This is a genomic window from Microcoleus sp. MOSTC5, assembly GCF_036701825.1.
Lineage (GTDB): Bacteria > Cyanobacteriota > Cyanobacteriia > Cyanobacteriales > Microcoleaceae > Microcoleus > Microcoleus asticus.
The window spans coordinates 1-20,858 of the sequence record NZ_JAUBRK010000043.1; the positions used below are offsets into that span (position 1 = coordinate 1).

The window sequence follows — 20,858 nt, forward strand, 5'->3', positions numbered from 1 at the left end:
AGTTAGGAGTTGGGATTCAATCAACTCTCAGCAAAACTTTTCATTATATCATAAAATTATTTTGCAAGAGGTCTATTATCATTGCGGGTCAGGCTAAGGTCACAGTCACAAACAAGTTGGGCAGGGAGTTGGATGTAATCACTATCTTGCGCGGTGAGTTTTTTGGCGAGATGGCACTGTTTAGTGGGGAACCGAGTCCGGTATCGATCGTCGCCGTTGAGGATTTGCAAGTTATTGTCGTCTATTCAGATGCTGTAAATACGATGATTGAACGTCAACCCAGCTTAGGGCGCGAGATCGGTCAAATTATCGAAGCGCGGAGCAAAGCGGTAAGTATGGCCGCGCAGGCAGATGTTTCTTCCCATGCTGAAGTTGATTCCCTATGAGAATTTTGAACTAAATTGATATCGAGCAACCAATTATTGGTCAATGCAAGTTAAAGCCCCAATAAATTACATTCAAAACTCAAAACCATCGATCGCCAAATACCAGTTTTTCTGATGCAGCCGATCGCAAAATTGCACTTTTTCAACCGCTAAATATTGCTGGAATTCTGGTTTCTCTATGTTGTTGCGCCACATTACCAGAGCATCTTCTCCGGTGTCTTCGTAGTATCGTTTCCGCCGTCCAGCCTCTTTAAAACCAAATTTTTGGTAAAGAGACACTGCGGCTAAATTAGATTCACGCACTTCTAAGGTTGCCCGTTCTAATTGTCTGTAGTGAGCCTTTTTTAGTAAATCCCAAAGCAGAGCTTGTCCTAAACCCTGACCTTGAAAGCGAGGATGAATTGCCAAAATTGTAATGTGAGCTTCTTCTAAAATTGCCCACAGGCAACCCAAACCGATGAGAGTTGGGGTAAGTTTTGAGTTGGGAGGTACTGGCGAGGAACTCTCAACACTGAGCGGTTTTGAGTTGAGAATGCTGTTGGGTTCGATCGACTCGAATTCGCTGTCGAATCTTTCTGATTTGCCGACCTCGGTTTTTGATGCCCACAAACCCAGTAAATCACTGTTAGGACTGTCTAACTCGCGTCTGTAGCCTTCGATCGTCCAAAGTCCGCCAAAACAGAGCCGATCGAGTTCTACTGCACTGTTGAGGTGTTCGGCGGCGAGATGTTTAATTTGTAGAAAACGCACGGCTGTAAATTGTACACTGGAAAACACGGTAGCGATTAGCTGTTTGTTGCTAGTTGTGAGTCATGACTCACAAGTCTCCAGACATTAGTCTACTGCCAACGACTGCTGACTGCTGATTAATGACTGCCGACTGCTGACTGCTGATTAATGACTGCTGACTAATAACCTAGGATAGTTATTGCGCGATGGTATCAACTCAATCTTTCGGGGTGGAATCGGGACTTAAGTATCTGTCTGAGTCTCAACAAGCCCTGCAACATCGATCGCCAAATCAAGAACTGTTACCGCTGACAGCCAGTGTTAACAGCAGCGATCGCTTGGAAATCGGAGGCTGCGAGGTGACAGCCTTGGTAGAGCAATTTGGCTCGCCATTGTACATTTTAGACGAAGAAACGCTGCGGGCGGCTTGCACCCAGTACCGGGACGCTTTCGGGCGTTACTATCCGGGCGAATCTCAAGTGATCTATGCTTCTAAAGCTTGGAGTTGTTTGGCAGTTTGCGCGATCGCAGCTTCGGAAGGTTTAGGCATAGATGTCGTATCCGCCGGAGAAATCCACACAGCACTGCAAGCCGGTGTCAGTCCCGACAAAATCTACTTCCACGGTAACAACAAGTCCCGCGAGGAACTCCAGCTAGCTGTCGAAAACGGCTGCATTACCGTAGCCGACAATTGGCGGGATTTAGAGACTCTAGCAGAGTTGGGAAAATTGGGTGTTAGCAGCCTCACAGGTGAGCCGACACGAGTTATGGTGCGGTTTACTCCTGGAATTGAGTGTCACACCCACGAGTACATTCAGACGGGTCAAATCGATAGTAAATTTGGCTTCGATCCCAACTCGCTCGATCGAGTATTTACTTTCATCAGCCAACAGCTGTCATTATTTTGCGTGGGAGTGCACGCTCACATCGGCTCTCAGATTTTTGAACTGCAACCCCATGACGATTTAGCTGAAGTCATAATTCAGGCCTTGACAAAAGCACTTAGTTATGGTTTGCCAGCGACAGAAATTAATATTGGCGGCGGGTTGGGCATTCGCTATACTGAAGCGGACGATCCTCCCAGCATTGAAGATTGGGCTCGTACAATTTGCTCCGCAGTGGTAGCAGCTTGCGAGCGGCAGCAATTGCCATTACCGAAATTGCTTTGCGAACCGGGTCGATCGCTCGTCGGTACAGCCTGCGTCACTGCTTACACTGTTGGCTCTCAAAAAGTCATTCCGGGAATGCGGACGTATTTAGCTGTAGATGGAGGGATGTCGGACAATCCGCGTCCTATTACCTATCAATCAGTTTATCGAGTCCTGGCAGCCGGTAAAATGTCTGCTCCCTTAACGGAAACAGTGACAATTGCTGGGAAACACTGCGAATCAGGCGATGTTCTGATTAAAGATGCCAAATTGCCAGAGTGTCGGGCCGGAGATGTCCTCGCGGTTACGGCTACAGGAGCATACAATTACAGCATGGCTTCTAACTACAACCGAGTACCCCGACCGGCAGCAGTTTTAGTGAGAAATGGGGAAGTTAACACGATTATACAGCGGGAAACTTACCAGGATTTGCTAAGGCTTGACCGCCTTCCTGAACGACTCGGAGCTCAAAAGTTAAAAGTTAAAAGTTAAAAGTTAAAAGAAAGACAATCCATCTTTACTTAATGATGATTGCTTTTTCACTTTTAAATTTTGCCTTGTTCAGTCACGCGATTGGATTGACACTCCCCGGTCTAAAAACACGGGGATTTTCAGCATATTCCTTATAACAACTGTTCATGGTTCACGGGTTCGAGTGCATCACGGTTCGCGGTTCACAGGCGGTAGCGTTCGATGAACCATGAACAATCAACAATCTGGCTTTGACTTGGCCCTGGTTCAGTCCTTATTGATTCAAGGGATCGATATTGGACTGGTTTTTGCCCTTGCGTATTTGGTGCTCGTCATTGTGGGCGAGCGCAGAACGCTGTGGATGGTACGGGGATTTATCATTTTGATGCTGGCGGCGGCGGTGAGCAACTGGGCTGGATTGAGGCTGTTGCACGTTGCCCTCAACAGCTTGGTGACTGGTTCGGCTGTGGCAATGGCGGTAATATTGCAGTCGGAGTTTCGCCGATTTCTGGAACAATTGGGTCGGGGGGAATTTCGGCAATTGTTTGGACGCGATCGCCGACCAAATCCCGAACCGGACAGCGTAATAGATGAAATTGTGGACGCAGTAAAAGAACTTTCGCAAAACCGCACGGGCGCTTTACTAATTATAGAAACAGATTCTCCGATCGACGATCGAGATTTTTCGGTGCCGGGATTAAAGCTAAATGCAGAAGTTTCTAAAGAATTGTTGCAGACAATCTTTCAGCCGCAAACTTTGCTGCACGACGGAGCTGTTTTGATTCGAGGTTCGCGGATCGTGTCGGCGGGGGTAATTTTGCCTTTGTCCGATCGCAGCGCGTCGCGGCAGTTGGGAACCCGCCACCGGGCGGCGATGGGGATTACGGAACGGGTGCAAGCTTGCGTGTGCGTGGTGGTGTCCGAAGAAACGGGTTCTATTTCTTTAGCCCAGATGGGAATGTTAAATCGACCTTTGACTAGCAGCAAACTTAAGGAATTGCTGGAAGCAAAGCTGTTTCCGTCGGAGGGAGAAAGAGCTGTGGCTCCAATTCCGATCGGCAATCTCGGACGCCAGATAGGATTGAAGGGAGTGACGCTATTAAAACGGATACTGCGCCGTTAGTCGGGTAATCGGGAGAAACCATGAGTCAAGGAATTTGCTTGGAAAAGTTGCCGGAGGATCTGCAACAAGAACTACTGCCTAAGCACATAGCAGTGATTATGGACGGGAACGGGCGCTGGGCTAAGAATAAGGGGTTGCCGCGGATTGCGGGACACCGCCGAGGAGCTAGCACTCTGAAGGAACTGCTGCGCTGCTGCAAAGATTGGGGGATTCCTGCTTTAACGGCCTATGCTTTTTCGACGGAGAACTGGGGGCGGCCGGCTGGGGAGGTGGATTTTTTAATGAGTTTGTTTGAGGGTAAGCTGCGCCAAGAATTGCGGGAGATGGTGGACGAGGACGTGCAAATTCAATTTATGGGGAATTTGCAGGCTTTGCCGAAGTCTTTGCAGGCGGAAATCGAGCGTTCTGTGACAGCAACTCAGCACAATCAGGGAATTCTGTTTACGGTGGCGACGAATTACGGGGGGCGTCAGGAGATTGTACAAGCTTGTCGGGCGATCGCCACTCAGGTGAAAGAGGGCAAGTTGCAGCCGGAGGAGATTGATGAGGTTTTATTTAAACGCTATTTGTATACTGCTGATGTTTGTGACCCGGATTTGCTGATCCGGACGAGCGGGGAAATGCGGTTGAGCAATTTTCTGCTATGGCAAATGGCTTATTCGGAAATTTACATTACTGAGACGCTGTGGCCGGATTTCGATCGATCGGAGTTTCACCGCGCTTTGTCTACTTATCAGCAACGCAACCGCCGATTTGGCAAAGTCTAACGATTTTGGATTTTAGATTTTGGATTTTAGATTAATTTTTCACTTTCCAATTAGGTAGATTCTGAAATGTATTTCTCAATCTAAAATCTAAAATCGCCAATCTAAAATTAAATTAGGGGCCGGAGAAAACGGCAGATTCAATGTCCTGACGCGAGAGGGAGTATTTGAACGCTCGCTGAATATCTTGGCCGTCTGCTCCAGCATTGATATAACGGATGGTGAGTTGGTCGATATCGAGGGAGAGTTCTGCTTTCCAGGTAGGTCGATCGATCTGCCAGGAGTGGAGTTCTTGCCGGTCTTGCTGGCAGCCACGGCTGATGAGCCACTGCTCGATTTCCGGGAGCGGATGGTTGTACAAAGGAGTGTCAGCGGAAGGAAGAGTCATGGGATTTTAGATTTTAGATTTGGGATTTGGGATTTTCGAGAATATTTAACAACTGTTTTAGATGATTTACAGCACTTTACGTGATAATAACATACACTTTTAAACCTAAAACGCTTATACGGCAAATGATTTAAGTCGATTAGTGTGTGTGCTATATCAAGGAAGTGCTGTATCTGATTTTGCAGCTTGGTTCACATCAAAGTATTAGGAGTAAACAAAAAAATCTAACGTGGTAAAACCAGAAGGCTGAAATTAACCACATCCAACAATTAGTGCCATAAAGCATGAAAGCATGGTTGAAAAACTGCCTACTATGTCAATAATAATGCTCACAAGATTAAGAATCGCTATACATCCATCGAAAAAATTCATTTCTTCTGGTGTGTGTTGGATATCTATCGTACCTATAGGCTCCCAGTTTTGACATAAGCAAACTTCAGCAATTAGGAATTGACTGAATTGTAGCGAAAGAGACAGAAGCATATTTTTGAATTAGTTTCGATAGTAAAATCTACACCAGAAAATAAACTAATTTGATTGTGACACTGTTTAGATTGGGGGATTTGAGGCTTTAATTGCCGCGAATTAAGCCGATCGCGATCGCCAGTACCAAACATCCGATTAAGCTAGCTCCCATGATAAACAGAGCGAACATTTCTCCGGGGGAAAGAGGTCGATCCGTGGGATCTAGGTAAGCGGAGTTGTAAGTTTTTTTGCCCGAGCCCGAAACCGGAGTATTGAAGCCTGGGGGCGGCGCAATCACGTTCAGGCGAGAATAGCCTATTTTGAGGTCGTAGGCGAGGCGACGTTCTGGGTTGCTGAGGGTGGCGTAGGCGTTGTTGAGCTGATGAAATTTGGCGGTGGCGGCTGCGGGCGACAGGTCGGTGGTATCGGGATGGTAGAGTTTGCTCAGTTCCCGGTACGATCGCCGAATTTCGATCGCAGAGGCTGAAGGATGCAGCCCTAACAAGCTGTAATGAGTGGAACCCAAGGGGGTTTTTTCGGGTATTTTTTGACTTTTGTTTTTTGCAGTTGCCTCGTTTCCTGCCACCGAAGCCCCTCTCTGCCTATTGTTTATAATTTTCTATCTATTTTAGCCCAGAGTTGAGGCTAGCGCCACTGTCTGCGATGTCGAGGGGTTGAGGGTGGGCGATCGGCGACAGCAAGTAACATCAAACTCAGCACCAAGATATTCATGCCGTCCGCTTCATCGATTTGTTATGCGACTTACTGCGTGTTTGAGATATCTGACTCACCGATCGATTGGGTAAGCCGATTTCGCCAGAACCTTTTTTCGACACTGCGGATATTTTCTTCATATCTGAGTTTATCCAAGTAAAGCAGCAAATACTTCAATTCATTATCCGTCTCATCCCCCTCAAAGGGGTTTACTTGCACCAGATTGCCATAGCTGCGCTCCCACTTTTGAGGCGTATCATCTACTGCAATGATTGACTCTAGACAATACCCTTTGCGCTTGACCTTTTTTAGATTTTTGCGATTGTAATATTCAAACCATTCAAGATCGTAAGCAACTGTGCAGCGATCGCTTGCCCACACAAACGATAAAGTTTTGGGATCTTCAAAGATAGCTGACACAATTGCGATCGCATAAGACGGCGTAGAAGATGTCCAAACTGCAACCTCAAACCAGTCTAAGCAATTTTTCAAAAATACATCAAGAAACGGTCGTTTGTAAATGTGATATGGCTCTACTAAAAAGTCAGCTTGCCGATGGAGAGATGCTTCGGTAGCATAAATTAAAGTTTCATCAAGATCGAGGATCAATAGTTTTTTGGGAGCATCCATAATCAAAAATAGTTCATCACTATGTCTGACGCCAATCCTGTACCAAATTACTTTAAGCTATGAATCGCCCCGCAAATTTTGCACATCCTCAACGCTAAGCCCGGTAACTTGGCCGATCGTGGCATTATCTAGCTGTGAAATTAATTGTCTGGCGATCGCGATCGCCTTTTCTCGCATCCCTTGTTCTCGTCCTTGTTCTATGCCTTGTTCTCGTCCTTGTTCTATGCCTTGTTCTATGCCGTCCTGAACAGCTTTAATAATTGCTCCCTGTTGGTCATAAATAAACTGTTCTCTTCTGTCCAAATCTTCCACTTCCTCTCTGCTCAAACTGGCTTGATTCGCAATATTAAAAGCTTCATGTATTTCTGGTATGCTATCCATTGTTTCTGGAACCGATGTCAGACTTCTCGCATTTTTCATAAAATAAATCCATTTGTCTGCTAAAGTTTCAAGTTCCTCCTGTCCTTTGGTAAACTTTGGCAACTCTACAAACACTAAATCCAGCTCGTTTTCGGGATAAGTCAAATTTGTCTTGACTTCTTTGAACACAAATCGGGAAATAAATTCTGGGCTGTTAGGAAACATTTCAAAATCAGTAATTGTCAGAGCAATTACTGGCTTCAGCATTCGATATCCTTGGGCTGCTTCCAATTGAAAAGCGTAAGTCTTCGCTGCATTGTACAAAACTCGTTTCCCAAAAGACTGGACGTTGAGCACTTGCATTTCAATAATTACTAAAGTGCCATCGTTGAGTTTTGCTTTCACATCCAGATAAGTATCTTTCAAACCTTCAAGTTTTGGAGGAAGATTCGGGTTAATAATTTCTAAGTCTTCAATGGTGGGATTGCCTTCATAAATTAGAGCGTTGAGAAAGCTAATTAGAATGTCTTTGCTTTCTGAGGAACCGAATATTTTTTTGAAGGCGTAATCGGTTTTAGGGTTGATAAATATCATAGTTGTCAGATTTAGCTTTGAGATTATTGGTTTTGTGACGAACCAACGCGATTGGATCGGGGTCAAACTGCTGATTTTGTTTCAGGTAATGGTTTGACATTTTCCTGCAAATGTGCATTGGCGATCGCCAGCACAGGCTCATCGTCCCTGTGTTCGTCATCAATGGGAATTTGGCAAGAAATCAGTTCTGTGACGATGCGATCGCCCAGAACATCTTCCCAATCCTGCAACTGTTCTCTGGCTTTGATCGGTGTATTGATAGCTACGTCTACGCCCATTTGCTGAAGGTTGAGGCTGTGGGCTGTCGATCGGCGGTTGACACACTCCACCAGCCAAACGCTCAATCCGACTGCTGCCATCAAAGGCAAGACAATCCGATAATCGCGGGTTAATTCAAACATCAACAGGATGGCTGTCAGCGGTGCTCTGGCACTGCCGGCGAGCACGGCGGCCATTCCCACCATTGCGTAGGCGGGAGGGCCGGCGACTCGATCGCTCATTGCCGGCAGCATTTCCAAAAAGAGTCCGTAAGCCGAACCCAGGGAAGCTCCCAAAAACATCGCCGGAGCGAAGATACCGCCCACTAAACCGCTGCCTAGGCTGATTGCTGTCATCGCCAGTTTGACAAACAGCAGCAGCAGCAGCAAAGGCAAGGAAAATTTAACATCTTGGAGCATTGCTTGGACTGTTTCGTAGCCGACACCCAAAATTTGAGGAAATTGCAGGGCGACTAAGCCGACGCAGGCCCCGCCGATGATGGGCTGAAGCGGCCGGGGCAGTCGTCCGAGCCAAGCAAATCCTCGGATTTTGCCTTGAAAACAGCGATCGGCTAATTGAATTGCTTCTGTGTAGGCTAGAGACACTCCGCTCGCCAAAAGTCCCAATCCCATGTACAGAGGCAGTTCTAGGGGGCTGCGGACATCGTAGATCGGCAAAGAAAAGGCCGGCTGAGCTCCCAAGCAGATTTGAGCGATGAGCGCGGAAACTACCGCCGAGAGCAAGACAACGCTGACTGACGAAGTGGCAAAGGTGCTGCCGAGCACGACTTCTAAGGCAAAGAATACTCCGGCGATGGGAGAGTTAAACCCGGCGGATAAACCTGCTGCTGCTCCGGCGCCGAGGAGCAAGCGCTGCCGTTCTGGGGAGAGCTGCAAAACTTGAGCCAGCAGCATTCCGAAGTTGGCGCCGATTTCGACGCTGGGGGCTTCCGGGCCGAGGGAGGCGCCGGTGCCGAGGGAAACTGAGGCTGCCACCATTTTGGTGATGGGTTTGAGGGGGGAGAGTTCTTGCAGGCCGCGGGTGGCTGCAATTAAGGAAGACATATTCGGGCCAAAGTCCCGAAACCGCCAGCGCATCAGCCCGATGATGACTCCGCCGAGGGTGGGAATGCAGGCTAGCGTCCAAGAGCCTTTCGAGGCGATCGCCCCCATGAAGTCTTCCAGCATCAGGCTGTGGATGAAGTGGATCAGGTAGTGAAAGGTGACGACGCCTGCGCCCGTAACTCCCCCTATGACTAGGGAGAGGATGAGCAGGAGGGTTTCTGGGCTGGGGTGCAGGCGGTTGAATAGCGGGCTTAGGCGGGAGGCTTGGGGAGTTGCTGCGGTTGGCCCGGGTGGCGGCAGATCCACAGGAGGGGTGACTCTCATTTAGCGGTTAATTCTTCTGTGAGAAGTTAGATAAATATTACATTTTATTTCTTTTTTTAATTTTGAGTGATTTTACGGGAATTGACAAGTTAATTAAGGCGTATTTTAGGGGGGGAATTTTTGGGGCTGGCGGCTGGGGTGGAATGACCGATTAAGAGAGTCAGCACATTGGGCGCAATTGTATTCTCAGTTACATTCAAACTTAGATAGACTCTCGCGATCATGCTAATTAAGTATATTTACAGTGTTGGCGCTTAGGGCGATCGCATGAGCGAACTTGCAATATCGTATAACTCAGTGAAACACAACATTCCGATTAAAGAATTGGTGATTTGAGATTTTACCTTAAAACCACTAATTTCAAACCACAAATATCAAATCTCAAATCCCTCGCGCATAATATCAGATCGGTTGTTGAGTGGGCGGGATTCTTGGTCTGGGTTTGGCGATCGACATTAGCGGATCGCCGATGGTAGCGACTTTCCAGGGAGGGGATTCTAGCTGGCGCGCTGCGATTAAAAAGGGTGCCCCTCGCTTCAGGCGATCGACCATTAATTTAGGCGGAATAAATGCAGATAAAAGAGGTTCATTGACACTGCCAATATATGCGTAAGCACCATTTTGTAGCCACCTTCCGGCAACGGTGTTTGTGTCATCTGGGGCTGCTGCTGACCAACTGTGGATCATGTGGATTGCTGCGGGAAATTGGAGTTTTGGTATGTCCTCGACAGAAGCGTCGCCGTTGCCGACTTGAAATGATTTTGGATAGCCTTTGGAATTCATTAATATTAAGTCAAATGTCCACGGTTTTGAAGCTAAACTCCGCCACTTTTCCAAGCTAGATTCTGGTTTCTGCACTACTTCGACATTCAAACCTATGGTTTTTAGTCCGCTAGCTGCTTCCTCCATTTCATATTTTCCCCAATTTCCTTCCTTGGGATAACTGTCGTAAAGCATGGCGGTTTCGGTATCGAGGAATAACGCGCACATGGCTTGATAGATCGATCGTACTTCCGAGCCGTAAATCCAGCCGACAGCCGCCCAGCGTTCGCCGTTGGGGTGCCTTCCCAAACCATCGGTAACGGCTAGTTGTTCGTCTGGTTTTCCAGGAGATTGATATTTGACTGCTAGTTGGCGTACAATGGTTATTGTGTCGATCGGGTCTGCGAGTTGAGAGTAAAAATATCCGGTTGATTCGACAGCTTTTGTAACTGCTGTTTGCAGAGTTTTCCACTGTGTGTTATTAAGGGTATCGTTGGGTTTTCCGAAGTTGCCTTCTAGAAATACTAAAGGTTGACCGTGAGCGGCTGCTAAGGCAACTGCTGCTGAGCGTGCGGGGTCATTTTCTGATGTGATTACTACTCCTGGGGGTTCCCAGCCGAGTTGCGTCCATTTTGTTTTTAAGGTTTGAGTATCGGTGGCATTCCAGGCTGCTGCTGCGGCGTTCCGCATTAATTGTTGGAGTTTTTGACCTTTTGGCAGTTGCTGTTTGATGCTTGGCAAACGCACTATTTCTTCGGGTTGAAAGCGCTGCAAAAACATGGGCGAATATTTTTTGTCTTCGATGAGAATAGGCCAGTTTCCTTTGAGATTCCATTTTTGGATGGCTGCTAAGAATGTGGCTTCGTCGGGTACTAAAACTATGCGGTTGACTGTTGGTATGTTGTCGCGGAGGATGGCTGCTCGGAGGCCTGTTTGAATTGGCCAGGGTTCTTGTTTGGCTGAGGCGGGAAGTTGAAAGGGTTTTGTGAGAAAGCTGCACGCTGTTAATTGCTGTGACAAGCATAAAAATAGTGTTAATACTAGCAGTATAATTTGTAGTCTTTTGTGAAATTTCATTTTTTAACCGCAGATTGAAGCAGATTAACGCGGATTAACGCAGATGCAGAGGGGTTCTGTTAATAGATTCCGGGAAGTAGTTTTTTGACTCGCTGGCTGTATTGTGAATAGTCTGGATATTTTTCGGTTAACCAGGTTTCTTCGCGGCTGGCTTTGATGTCAAAAAATATTATTAATATTGCGCTGGCTATTAAGTGGGATATGCTCATTTGAAAAAGTGTCCAGCCGAGGGCGGCTAAAATTAAGCCACTGTATAATGGATGCCGCACTATTCCGTAAATGCCTGTTTGGACTAATTCTCCGTTTTCTATGGGATAGGGTAAAGGTGTGAGGTTTTTTCCTAAGTCTATCAATGCTTTGCTGATGAAAATTAATGCGGTTAAGCCGAGAATACTTGCTACAATCCAGGTAAGAGCAAGTAATTGAGTTGATTGAATTTTTAATCCTGGCAGTTGATAAACTGGTAAGATTACAAAAGCTGTGAGCAATCCTCCTTGAAGCAAAACTAAATATTCGCCGCGGCTGTTATTGCGCCAGCCTTCGCGCGTGAAGCCCCAGTCAGTTAAGATTTTCATAATTGAAGGAAGAAGGAAGACGGAAGAGGGAAGAAAGGAGAGGGGAGAAGGAAGAGGTGAGAACAAAGTGAACTGTAGGTTGGGTAGAGTGAAGTAAAACCCAACCTACGGCGAACAGCGAACAGTCAACACTCAACACTCAACAATTAACAAATTTATTCTCGCCAAGGACGTGTCATTAATTCTAATTGGTTGACTTCATCTTGGCTCAAATTCCAGCCTAATGCGCCTGCATTTTCTTGGGCTTGTTTGGCGGTTTTGGCGCCGGGAATGGGAATGACTCCGTTTTGGCAGATCAACCAGTTTAGGGCAACTTGGGCGGGAGTTCGATCGCGCTTTTTGCCCATTTTCCGCAGCGTGGACATGACTAATTCAATTTTTTCGAGGCCGCTTTTGCTGAAGCGGGAGTCCATTTTGCGGGCTCCTGTAGGTGGTTCTTGGGCTGTGTATTTGTCGGTGAGCAATCCTTGGGCTAAGGGGCTGTAAGCTAAAATTGTGACCCCCAATTCGCGGGCTGCACTCACAATTCCTTGTTTTTCTACTTGCCGCGACAGCAAGGAGTACCGGACTTGATTTGTTGCTAGGGGAACGCCTCTGGCTGCTAGTATTTTGTGGGCTTGGCGCATCTGTTCTACTGAATAGTTGCTGACTCCTACTGCTTGAATTCTGCCTTGTTTTACTTCGTCGGCTAAGGCGTTCATCAGGGTTTCTTGACTTAGTAAAAAAGCAAACGGCCAGTGCACTTGGTAGAGGGCTATTTGTTCTACTTGCAAGCGTTTTAAACTGGCACTCAAAGCGTCGGAAACTGATTTTCCTGTAATCCGCCAAGGTAGAGGGCCGAATTTGGTGGCTATTTGCACGGGTTGGCTGGTTTTTTTGAGAAACTGCCCCAGTAATTCTTCTGACAAGCCGTTACCGTAGACTTCGGCTGTGTCGAAAAAGTTGACTCCGCTGTCTAGGGATGTTTTGAATGCTGCTTCGACTTCGGCGGCGCCGTAGTTGCTGCCGTAGTTCCAAAATAGTTTGTCGCCCCAAGCCCAAGTTCCGACGCACAGGGGAATGACGGCTGGGCCGTTTTGTCCTAGGGTAATGGTTGTCACGGTTGGTAAATCCACAGTTATTGATTCTCTTTATTTTTATATGAATTTATACGAATAATCGCGATCGAGCTTCTAGCCGGGGGAGGAAACGCGGCTGGTGGCGATATCTCAGTTACTATAAATGCAAATGCTGTGTTTATTTGAATAGTTATGTCGATCGACCGTTTGCCAGATTCAAGATTAACAGATTCCGCGACTCCTGCTATCAAGAGAGTTACCCTGCTGACTATGTTCCGGTTGGGTTTGTTTCAGATGGGATTGGGCATGATGTCGATTTTGACGCTGGGGGTGCTCAATCGCGTGATGATTAAAGAGTTGGCGATTCCGGCTACTGTGGTGGCTGGTACGCTGGCCATGCACCAGTTTGTCGCCCCGGCTAGGGTGTGGTTCGGGCAAATGTCTGATGCTAAGCCTTTGTTTGGCCATCACCGCACGGGTTATGTGTGGGTAGGAAGCGTTTTGTTTGTGATTTCTGCTTTTTTGGCGGTACAGGTAATGTGGGGCTTGGGCGCTAGTTTGGAGGCTGTGGGGTGGACGACTGCTACTTACGGTTGGGTGGGTTTGTTGGGTTTGATTTTTGCGCTTTACGGTATTGCTATTTGTTCGAGTTCGACTCCTTTTGCTGCTTTGTTGGTGGATGTTTCGGATGAGGAAGATCGATCGAAGTTGGTGGGTGTGGTGTGGTCGATGCTGATGGTTGGTATTATTATCGGGGCGATTATTAGCAGCGGTTTGCTGAAGCAAATTGATGGGGATGTGTCGCGGGAAGTGTTGCAGGCTTCGATTAACGGTTTGTTTGTGAAGGTGCCGGCGCTTGTTTTACTGTTGGTGGGGATTGCGACTTTTGGGGTTGAGAAAAAGTATTCGCGGTACGGGGTGCGATCGAGCGCAGTGAATCGAGAAGATAAAATTACTCTGGGAAGTGCGCTGCGGATTTTGACTGCTAGCCGTCAAACCGGTTTATTTTTTACTTTCCTGCTGATTATGACAATTTGCTTGTTTATGCAGGATGCGGTTTTGGAACCTTACGGCGGGGAAATTTTTAAGATGCCGATTTCTGAAACTACTCGCTTGAATGCTATTTACGGTACTGGTGTGCTTTTTGGTTTGAGCGCCACTGGCTTTTTAATTGTGCCTCGCATCGGCAAGCAAAATACGATTAGGTTGGGCTGTTTGTCAGTGGCGGCTTGTTTTGGTTTAATTATTTTATCTGGATTTACAGGAAATCCAATTGTGTTTAAGTCGGCTTTAATGTTGTTTGGTTTAGCTTCAGGTATTACAACGACTGGTGCGCTGAGTTTGATGTTGGATTTGACTGCTGCAGAAACTGCTGGGACTTTTATTGGTGCTTGGGGTTTGTCGCAGGCGATGGCGCGGGGTGTGGCGACGGTTAGCGGCGGTGCTATTTTGGATTTTGGCAGGAGTTTGTTTGGGGTGCCGATGTTAGCTTACGGGTTAGTTTTTGCTGTGCCGGCTGCGGGTATGATTCTGGCTGTTTGGCTGTTGGGTAGGGTGGATGTTGGGGAGTTTCAGGATAATGCTAAAAGTGCGATCGCAACTATTCTTGAAAATGAATTAGACTGATATTTTGTCAGTTGGCAGTTGCCAGTTGCCAGTTGTTAGTTTCAATAACAAATAACCAATAACCAATAACTAATGAATGATTTTTGGGATTCTATTTTAAGTTTTTCTCAGACTACTGTCCAGACAGTCGGCCAGCAGTTTTTGAAAGATTTCGGTTCTGCACAAGCGGATGAGAAGGATGATGGGAGTTTGGTTACGCAGTCTGACAATTGGGCGGATGCGGAGATTAGAAGTGCGATCGCATCTACTTTTCCCAGTCACGGAATTTTGAGCGAGGAAGGAGAACACGTTTTCCCAGATACTGAATGGTGTTGGGTTGTCGATCCTCTGGATGCTACGACTAATTTTGCTCGGGGAATTCCGATTTGGGGGATTTCTTTGGGTTTATTGTATCAGGGAACTCCTGTTTTTGGCTGCGTGTACTTGCCGCCGGTGAATCAATTTTTTCACGGCTTTTATGCAGGGGATTTGGTGGGGGACAATGTATTGACAAATATGCCTCAAGGTGCATTTTTGAACAATCGGCCGATTTGTCCGACTGCTGATAAAATGAGCGGAAATCATATTTTTAATTTGTGTTCCCGGAGTGTGGGAATCGGGCCTCATCTTCCGAGTAAAATTCGGATGTTGGGTATGGCTAGTTACAATTTTTTGACTGTGGCTTCGGGTGCGGCTATGGGAGGGGTGGAAGCGACTCCGAAAATTTGGGATATTGCGGGGAGTTGGGTAATTGTGAAGGCGGCGGGTGCGGTTTGGCTACCGCTGGAGTCCCAGGCTATTTTTCCGCTGGAAGTGGGGAAGAATTACGGTAGGATTTCTTATCCGACTTTGGTGATGAACCGGCAGGAGTTGGTGTCGGTGTTTTTGCCGTTTGTGGAGGCTTGGAAGAAGAAAAAAATGGGGTAATTTAGGTGAATCGAAGCTATCCCGTAGGAAATCGAACAATTGTTAAATAAAACTGCAGGGCAGGCGTAACGGAGGAGTCTCCCACGCCTGCCGTGCTGTTTGGAAGAAATATACCGACCGATGACCGATGGTTCAAGTATGCCTACTCTCGTCTATTTCTGGCAATCTGCGATCGGGTGGTTTTGTTTTACGTCGATCGGGTGATGCGGTGCTGGTACAATTTGTGGTAACTTTTCCACTAGCTATTATGTCTAGGAAATAAAATTATGCCCGTTTTCAAGTAGAGGCACAATCGAAAATACGTTTACTGCGGTGTTGGAAAAAGTAGATGAGTGGTATATTGGCTAGGTTGAAGAGTTAGCCTCTGGGAAGATACAAGAATAAACCTTGAAAGAAACTCGGAAAAGTCTGCGATTTGCGATCGAACTAATCTCGATAGCAAAATTCTCGCATCCGAGTTGCTGACAGCGGCAGTCCCAATTCTACCAGCGTTTCCAAATACTCGTCAGGCGTTTTTGGCGGATTTTTGAGCCGGATTCTTTGTTTCTCGGCTGCTTTGCATACTGTTTGCCAGTTGAGGTCAAGCAAGTCTAAAATAAAATCATCTGGATGCTGCGCTAAAATGTCGTAAGGTGCAAGAGTTTCTTCAGGAAAATCTCTGAGATTGAAAGTAATAATAAACTTAGAACGAGAGTGAATTGCAGCAGCGAGGACATGACGATCGCCCGGATCTGGAAGTTCTAACTCTTGTATAATTGTCTCATAGCCTTGCACCAAGCAATTTTCAACACTTGTATTCATTAATCTTTTGGTTCGGGAAAGCTGTTCAAATCTTATATCGGGACGGTTTATAAGTATATTTCTCATCCACTCGTCGTGAATTTCTTCAGTCCAACGTGCCTCAACTATGTCGGTAGTTGCCAACTCTACAAAAAAGTCACGAAGAGATGCCGAATACAAAACATTGGCATCGTAAATAACAGTTAAAATTGCCATTTTTTAATGGTACAAACCGAGTGCTTCTGATTCAGATACAAGCAGATCCATAATTTTACTGCTTTCTTCGGAACTTTGTTTCTTATATTCCATTAAATCTTCGTAACGTATCCGGCGACTGTTCCTAACTGTCTTGTAAGGGATTTTTCCCGCATCCAGCAACTCCCGCATATATTTATCGGAAACTCCCAGAAGGTCTGCTGCTTGATAAATATGAAGTTCTTTAGTAATTGGAGTTAGCTTGACAGTATTGCCGCTTCTTGTCTGTTGCAAAATTGCTAATAGCAGTGGCAATGCTGCGGCAGGTATGTCAATTGTCTTTCCCTCTTTTTCGTTTAATATCAATTTTAGGGATTCGCCAGACGGATGATTTTGCAAGTGCGATTCTAAAGCGCGGCTGCTGGTTTTGGCAACCGCTGCTTCTGCTGGTGTCGGCAAAGCAGGTGCTGAGTCGGTATCTCCGGTGAATGTCATGTTAATTTGGGGGTGAGAATAACAGCCAATCGACTACGATCGTAGCAATTTTTTTGCGAGGCGATCGCACTTGATGCAGCCAGCAAAATAACAGATGCTGGGATTGGGACACAACAATGTTGTGTCCCTACTGCAAAATGATTTTATTGCCTCATGCAATTAATTTCGACAGCACATTAGACAACTTAGCACCGAGATTCTCCACAGAGTCCTGCTGTTTGGGATCTTTCATCGTACCGTCAGCATTAAATGCTTCAAAAGCTTGGGGAACTGCTTTCTGATCCGGGAGCACCAATACGTTAATATTCCCCAGGATCGATCGCAAATGAACCAATCCCCGCAAGCCGCCGATTCCGCCTGGGGAAGCACTCATAATTACCGCTACTTTGCCAGTAAATGCCACCAATCCCGGTTCACCCGGTGCTGGGCGCGATACCCAATCGATCGCATTTTTCAGCACAGGTGTAATTGAACTGTTATACTCAGGAGAAGCTATCAAAAACCCGTCATGCGCTACCATCAATTTCTTCAAGTGCCGAGCATTTTCTGGCATTCCCTCTTTTGCTTCTAAATCTTCGTCAAATAGCGGCATCGGCAAATCGCGCAAATCTACATAAGTAACTTCTGCACCCGCCGCCGTAGCCCCAGCCGCCGCAACTTTTACCAGCAGTTTGTTGTAGGATGCTTCGCGGGTACTCCCGGCAAATGCAAGTATTTTTGGTCTATTGTTCACGGTATTTCCTGATATTTTGACAAGATAATCTTGACATTTCCAAGATAAATTTTAGCAAAGGAAGGGGTTCGCTGTCTCTTGCCTTAACATATATTAGTTAAATAAATAATCACCAATAAATAACCGGGCCGGCGTGACTGAGGAGTCTCCCACACCAGGCGCGCTGTTTGTAGTAAATATAACCGACCGATGACCGATATGTAAAGTGTGCCTTGGTGCATCCAGTTTCTGCAATCAGCGATCGGGCAATTTAATTTTGTGCGATCGGGTGATGCGGTGGGGTAAAGTTTATATTAAGTCCGATCGTCGATCGCGCAATCTTTGGGTAACATTAAACTTAAGAAACACCAAAATAATTTTTGAGAAAATACAAAACTGCATTACAAAAAGGCTGGTATCGCCCTTGTGCATTCATTTGTTGACAAACTTGAGCTAATAATTCGGCCTCTTGCTGTGTCATGATTCCTTGCAATGCTTCAAGTGCTTGAATTCGTCCCTGCATTAAGTCATAATGATTGAGTCCCAAAACTTCAATGGTTGTTTGAGCATCTTTTTGCTGAGCTAAATTATTGGCAGTTGGCAGTATCTCACCAGTGCTAGAGTAATTAAAAAATTCTTCACAGTTGGCTTGTAGTGGCGAAACCCCAATCGCAAGATTCTTCTTCTTATTGCCACAATACTCTGGCCAATCTGGATCTCTGCCACAAGAAGCTAGCATATTTGTGTAATCAACAGATAATTCTAAATCAGTCTTGCTCTGAGGGGCTAGATGTTCAATATGGCTATTACTTTGCTCAACTTTCTTACAGCAGTAGCAGCAAATATAGCCTTGTTCACTTAGCAAAGAAATGTGTACCGCTCCTTTCTCAGGGTTGGAAAGACTTTTGTAATCATAGTTGACACCGATAGACTTCTGTGTAGCCTTCCAGTCGGAAAAATTTTGAGGTTCTTTCCCCTTTTGAATATATTTCATTTATTGAGAATTTCTTTGCGTTGAATTAGCCAATCTGCTCTCACAAATTCAGGATCTTCTTCTCCCATTCTGTGTGCTAATTCTTGGCGAAATTGCCGTGCCTTTCCGAGTTCGCCCTTGTCTATCAAGCGAAACAATTCACGTAAATCTTCCTTAATTTCCTGCGGACGTTCTGGAGTTCCCATAAGCGTTTCTAGAATCCGATTGCTATCTTTCCCAAAGGATGGTACTCGCTCGATCGCAATTCCTTCAGATGTTGACCTCAAAAGATGAACCCATTTGAGATCGCTGATTACCTGTGGCGAATGAGTCGTAATTATAAACTGGCAATTTGGGAATGTTTTTTTCAGGTTCGGAATAATCGCCCGTTGCCATTTTGGGTGCAAGTGGAGCTCAATCTCGTCAATCAAAACAACGCCGGAACCCTCAAGCGGATTGCAATCTGGATTCGGATTTGCGATCGCCAAACGCCTTGCTAAATCTCCTGCTAGTGCTAACAAGCATTTTTCACCATCGGATAGTTGATTGACGATCAGTTCATCGCCTTCTTTGTTTACAGTCATTCGCAACAAAGGCGATCGCCTAACCCGTAAATTTGACCAGCCGTCTAGTAAGTTAGCGATCGCATATCTGACTGCTTCTAGTTCGCGATCGCGATACTCATTAGTATTATTTAGTCGTAATTCGTTTTCTAAATCTTCCCGCTCTCTAAACCATTCAAAAAAGCGCCTAAAATCGATCTGCCCTCCCGTGAGAGCCTCGTCATAAACAGTTATCTTCTCAAACGAATGTTTCGTCCTAATCTTCAAAGGAATATCAAGTACGGCACGGTTAGTTGGGTAGTAAACAGCCAGAGGCAATGCTGCGTAAGAATTAGCATCTAACTGACTGTATATGTGCTCAACAACTCTTTTTAAGTCCCCAATGTTGCTGCTAGTATCCTGGCTTCGCCCTTTCCTGACCTTGGTTAAAGACCATACCACTTCCGGCCAGTCATTGATTGAAATTGTAATTTCGTTGTGAGTTTCTTTGCATCCTTTTTTGATATCATCTTCGTTGAAAAAACGTCCATGAATATTGGAAGTTTGAATTCGCTTGGTCAGCAAATAGAGAAGAACAGCCAAACACTCAAGTATGCTGGACTTCCCCACACCGTTGATACCGATGAACACAGTCGGCTCATCTGTATCAAACTCCAGGGTCAAATCGCTGATGCCTCGGAATGAGTTCATTTTTAGACGCTTGACTTTCACGATTTGGTTCTCGCTCTGGCTGAGTGGGTTATATTTTTGAGATCATATCAAATCAATGCTTCCAAACAAAGTCAGCAATGGGTCTATCTGCCGACAAAACAGGATTGTCACTGGAATTGAATAAAACCGATCGCATTTTTACATTCCCGACTCCCAAACGCCTCTCGACGCGACTGGGAATGCCGTAACCGTAAATAATGTGTCCTTTCCCCGCCAACACCACAACTTGATAGTCGGGGTTTGCTTTGACAAATTCAGCTATTTTTTCCGCCATAGTTTCGTCCCACAAAACTTGGGCTTGCAAGAATCTTTCAAAAGCCGTACTATTTCCCTGTGCTGCCTTTTGGTGTTGCTGGTAAACTTCTAGCAGCAGTTGCCGATATTCGGCGTTGTCCGTGCGAATTTCGGATATTGGCGGAATGTGCTTTTTTTCCTCTGCAGTGAGGCTTTCTAAACCTTGACTGGCAACTTTTCTCGTTACTTCGGATGGTGTATTTAAGGCGAGGACAGGTAGTTGATTTTCTTTGGCAAACCGCAAAATGGGGGCGTAAGATTCCCAGGGAAAACGCCACCTGCGATCGTACTCTGTTTGCTCGACTAATTGTTCTTCAGTCAGTTTACCTGCTAAGTAGTTGTCGATCGCGCTTTGAAAGGGACGCTGAAACATTTCTAGGGCGATCGCAATTTTCCGATTTTGCCGCTGCATTTCTCGGATAATCTTTAGTTGAGCTTGATGGTCTTCCGCGCTATCGTGGGTTTCTCCCAGATACACGACTTTCGCGTTTACCAACTGTTGCAAAATCTCTTGGTTAGTGTAAGTTTGCGGAGGTTGAGGGTTCGCCGTCGTTTGCGCTGTCACTGCACTGCTGCACAGCAGAAAGATACTCAGCGATAAGGCGCACAGTTTGATGAGTTTGGTTGTTTTCATATTGATATTATGCCGTTTCTCGCAGCAGCAAGCACAGCCGAACTCTACTATCTAGCTGAGCAGCTAGAAAGCTCAATGC

At 46.1% G+C, this 20,858-nt stretch carries 22 protein-coding genes; 7 read left to right on the plus strand and 15 right to left on the minus strand.

Annotation, left to right across the window (positions count from 1 at the left end):
- A partial coding sequence (locus QUA54_RS22345) for a cyclic nucleotide-binding domain-containing protein (RefSeq protein WP_333416339.1) occupies positions 1-386 on the plus strand: 386 nt, incomplete at its 5' end.
- Positions 387-458: 72 nt separating this feature from the next.
- On the opposite strand, the gene rimI is transcribed toward QUA54_RS22345, so the two are convergent.
- On the minus strand, positions 459-1,136 hold the full coding sequence (gene rimI / locus QUA54_RS22350) for a ribosomal protein S18-alanine N-acetyltransferase (RefSeq protein WP_333416340.1): 678 nt from the start codon (positions 1,134-1,136) through the stop codon (positions 459-461).
- A gap of 185 nt (positions 1,137-1,321) precedes the next feature.
- On the opposite strand from rimI, the gene lysA reads away from it, so the two are divergent.
- The 3 genes from lysA (at position 1,322) to QUA54_RS22365 (ending at position 4,624) form a co-directional block, all read left to right on the plus strand.
- Positions 1,322-2,755 carry a diaminopimelate decarboxylase gene (gene lysA / locus QUA54_RS22355; protein WP_333416341.1) on the plus strand — a complete coding sequence of 478 codons (1,434 nt, stop codon included), beginning with the start codon at positions 1,322-1,324 and terminating at the stop codon, positions 2,753-2,755.
- Between the two features lie 208 nt (positions 2,756-2,963).
- On the plus strand, positions 2,964-3,857 hold the full coding sequence (gene cdaA / locus QUA54_RS22360; RefSeq protein ID WP_333191352.1) for a diadenylate cyclase CdaA: 894 nt from the start codon (positions 2,964-2,966) through the stop codon (positions 3,855-3,857).
- Between the two features lie 20 nt (positions 3,858-3,877).
- Positions 3,878-4,624, plus strand: coding sequence for an isoprenyl transferase (locus QUA54_RS22365; protein ID WP_172185480.1), 747 nt, complete (start codon positions 3,878-3,880; stop codon positions 4,622-4,624).
- A gap of 112 nt (positions 4,625-4,736) precedes the next feature.
- Here QUA54_RS22365 and QUA54_RS22370 read toward each other — a convergent pair whose 3' ends face one another.
- The 8 genes from QUA54_RS22370 to QUA54_RS22405 all read right to left on the minus strand — a co-directional run bounded on the left by QUA54_RS22370 (position 4,737) and on the right by QUA54_RS22405 (position 12,932).
- Positions 4,737-5,009, minus strand: a complete 273-nt coding sequence (locus tag QUA54_RS22370) for a DUF3143 domain-containing protein (protein ID WP_333191356.1) — start codon at positions 5,007-5,009, stop codon at positions 4,737-4,739.
- Between the two features lie 571 nt (positions 5,010-5,580).
- Positions 5,581-6,060: a J domain-containing protein gene (locus tag QUA54_RS22375; RefSeq protein ID WP_333416342.1), complete on the minus strand. Its 480-nt coding sequence runs from the start codon at positions 6,058-6,060 to the stop codon at positions 5,581-5,583.
- Positions 6,061-6,236: 176 nt separating this feature from the next.
- Complete coding sequence (locus QUA54_RS22380) at positions 6,237-6,818, minus strand: HAD family hydrolase (protein ID WP_333416343.1); 582 nt, start codon at positions 6,816-6,818, stop codon at positions 6,237-6,239.
- A 57-nt stretch (positions 6,819-6,875) separates the two neighbouring features.
- Positions 6,876-7,772 carry an Rpn family recombination-promoting nuclease/putative transposase gene (locus QUA54_RS22385; RefSeq protein ID WP_333416344.1) on the minus strand — a complete coding sequence of 299 codons (897 nt, stop codon included), beginning with the start codon at positions 7,770-7,772 and terminating at the stop codon, positions 6,876-6,878.
- Between the two features lie 62 nt (positions 7,773-7,834).
- A complete protein-coding gene (locus QUA54_RS22390; RefSeq protein WP_333191360.1) occupies positions 7,835-9,418 on the minus strand; it encodes a chloride channel protein in 1,584 nt (527 codons plus the stop codon).
- Between the two features lie 402 nt (positions 9,419-9,820).
- Complete coding sequence (locus QUA54_RS22395) at positions 9,821-11,257, minus strand: hypothetical protein (protein ID WP_333416345.1); 1,437 nt, start codon at positions 11,255-11,257, stop codon at positions 9,821-9,823.
- A gap of 59 nt (positions 11,258-11,316) precedes the next feature.
- On the minus strand, positions 11,317-11,832 hold the full coding sequence (locus tag QUA54_RS22400) for an isoprenylcysteine carboxylmethyltransferase family protein (RefSeq protein ID WP_333416346.1): 516 nt from the start codon (positions 11,830-11,832) through the stop codon (positions 11,317-11,319).
- A gap of 155 nt (positions 11,833-11,987) precedes the next feature.
- Positions 11,988-12,932, minus strand: coding sequence for an aldo/keto reductase (locus QUA54_RS22405; protein WP_333416393.1), 945 nt, complete (start codon positions 12,930-12,932; stop codon positions 11,988-11,990).
- Between the two features lie 150 nt (positions 12,933-13,082).
- Here QUA54_RS22405 and QUA54_RS22410 point away from each other — a divergent pair, with 150 nt between their 5' ends.
- The 3 genes from QUA54_RS22410 to QUA54_RS22420 all read left to right on the plus strand — a co-directional run bounded on the left by QUA54_RS22410 (position 13,083) and on the right by QUA54_RS22420 (position 15,652).
- Positions 13,083-14,516: a BCD family MFS transporter gene (locus QUA54_RS22410; protein WP_333416347.1), complete on the plus strand. Its 1,434-nt coding sequence runs from the start codon at positions 13,083-13,085 to the stop codon at positions 14,514-14,516.
- Positions 14,517-14,588: 72 nt separating this feature from the next.
- Entirely contained in the window at positions 14,589-15,422 is an 834-nt protein-coding gene (locus QUA54_RS22415) for an inositol monophosphatase family protein (RefSeq protein ID WP_333416348.1), read from the plus strand.
- A gap of 92 nt (positions 15,423-15,514) precedes the next feature.
- Positions 15,515-15,652: a hypothetical protein gene (locus QUA54_RS22420; protein ID WP_333416349.1), complete on the plus strand. Its 138-nt coding sequence runs from the start codon at positions 15,515-15,517 to the stop codon at positions 15,650-15,652.
- Positions 15,653-15,848: 196 nt separating this feature from the next.
- Here the strand turns inward: QUA54_RS22420 and QUA54_RS22425 are convergent, their stop codons facing one another.
- The 6 genes from QUA54_RS22425 to QUA54_RS22450 form a co-directional block, all read right to left on the minus strand.
- Entirely contained in the window at positions 15,849-16,418 is a 570-nt protein-coding gene (locus QUA54_RS22425; RefSeq protein ID WP_333416350.1) for a PIN domain-containing protein, read from the minus strand.
- A gap of 3 nt (positions 16,419-16,421) precedes the next feature.
- Entirely contained in the window at positions 16,422-16,892 is a 471-nt protein-coding gene (locus QUA54_RS22430; protein ID WP_333416351.1) for a helix-turn-helix domain-containing protein, read from the minus strand.
- Between the two features lie 151 nt (positions 16,893-17,043).
- Positions 17,044-17,625, minus strand: coding sequence for an NAD(P)H-dependent oxidoreductase (locus tag QUA54_RS22435; RefSeq protein WP_333416352.1), 582 nt, complete (start codon positions 17,623-17,625; stop codon positions 17,044-17,046).
- Positions 17,626-17,962: 337 nt separating this feature from the next.
- On the minus strand, positions 17,963-18,598 hold the full coding sequence (locus QUA54_RS22440) for a retron system putative HNH endonuclease (RefSeq protein WP_333416353.1): 636 nt from the start codon (positions 18,596-18,598) through the stop codon (positions 17,963-17,965).
- Positions 18,595-19,851: an AAA family ATPase gene (locus QUA54_RS22445; RefSeq protein WP_333416354.1), complete on the minus strand. Its 1,257-nt coding sequence runs from the start codon at positions 19,849-19,851 to the stop codon at positions 18,595-18,597. Before QUA54_RS22445 ends, QUA54_RS22440 begins: the two co-directional genes overlap by 4 nt.
- Positions 19,852-19,903: 52 nt before the next feature.
- A complete protein-coding gene (locus tag QUA54_RS22450) occupies positions 19,904-20,779 on the minus strand; it encodes a ChaN family lipoprotein (protein ID WP_333416355.1) in 876 nt (291 codons plus the stop codon).
- Between the last annotated feature and the right edge of the window lie 79 nt (positions 20,780-20,858).

Bases quoted from the DNA above. Each gene is read 5' to 3' on its own strand.
- QUA54_RS22430 (WP_333416351.1), bottom strand. From the start codon at position 16,892: ATGACATTCACCGGAGATACCGACTCAGCACCTGCTTTGCCGACACCA.
- QUA54_RS22440 (WP_333416353.1), bottom strand. From the start codon at position 18,598: ATGAAATATATTCAAAAGGGGAAAGAACCTCAAAATTTTTCCGACTGG.
- lysA (WP_333416341.1), top strand. From the start codon at position 1,322: ATGGTATCAACTCAATCTTTCGGGGTGGAATCGGGACTTAAGTATCTG.
- QUA54_RS22410 (WP_333416347.1), top strand. From the start codon at position 13,083: ATGTCGATCGACCGTTTGCCAGATTCAAGATTAACAGATTCCGCGACT.
- QUA54_RS22380 (WP_333416343.1), bottom strand. From the start codon at position 6,818: ATGGATGCTCCCAAAAAACTATTGATCCTCGATCTTGATGAAACTTTA.
- QUA54_RS22425 (WP_333416350.1), bottom strand. From the start codon at position 16,418: ATGGCAATTTTAACTGTTATTTACGATGCCAATGTTTTGTATTCGGCA.
- QUA54_RS22395 (WP_333416345.1), bottom strand. From the start codon at position 11,257: ATGAAATTTCACAAAAGACTACAAATTATACTGCTAGTATTAACACTA.
- QUA54_RS22370 (WP_333191356.1), bottom strand. From the start codon at position 5,009: ATGACTCTTCCTTCCGCTGACACTCCTTTGTACAACCATCCGCTCCCG.
- QUA54_RS22400 (WP_333416346.1), bottom strand. From the start codon at position 11,832: ATGAAAATCTTAACTGACTGGGGCTTCACGCGCGAAGGCTGGCGCAAT.
- QUA54_RS22365 (WP_172185480.1), top strand. From the start codon at position 3,878: ATGAGTCAAGGAATTTGCTTGGAAAAGTTGCCGGAGGATCTGCAACAA.
- QUA54_RS22385 (WP_333416344.1), bottom strand. From the start codon at position 7,772: ATGATATTTATCAACCCTAAAACCGATTACGCCTTCAAAAAAATATTC.
- QUA54_RS22390 (WP_333191360.1), bottom strand. From the start codon at position 9,418: ATGAGAGTCACCCCTCCTGTGGATCTGCCGCCACCCGGGCCAACCGCA.
- QUA54_RS22450 (WP_333416355.1), bottom strand. From the start codon at position 20,779: ATGAAAACAACCAAACTCATCAAACTGTGCGCCTTATCGCTGAGTATC.
- QUA54_RS22415 (WP_333416348.1), top strand. From the start codon at position 14,589: ATGAATGATTTTTGGGATTCTATTTTAAGTTTTTCTCAGACTACTGTC.
- cdaA (WP_333191352.1), top strand. From the start codon at position 2,964: ATGAACAATCAACAATCTGGCTTTGACTTGGCCCTGGTTCAGTCCTTA.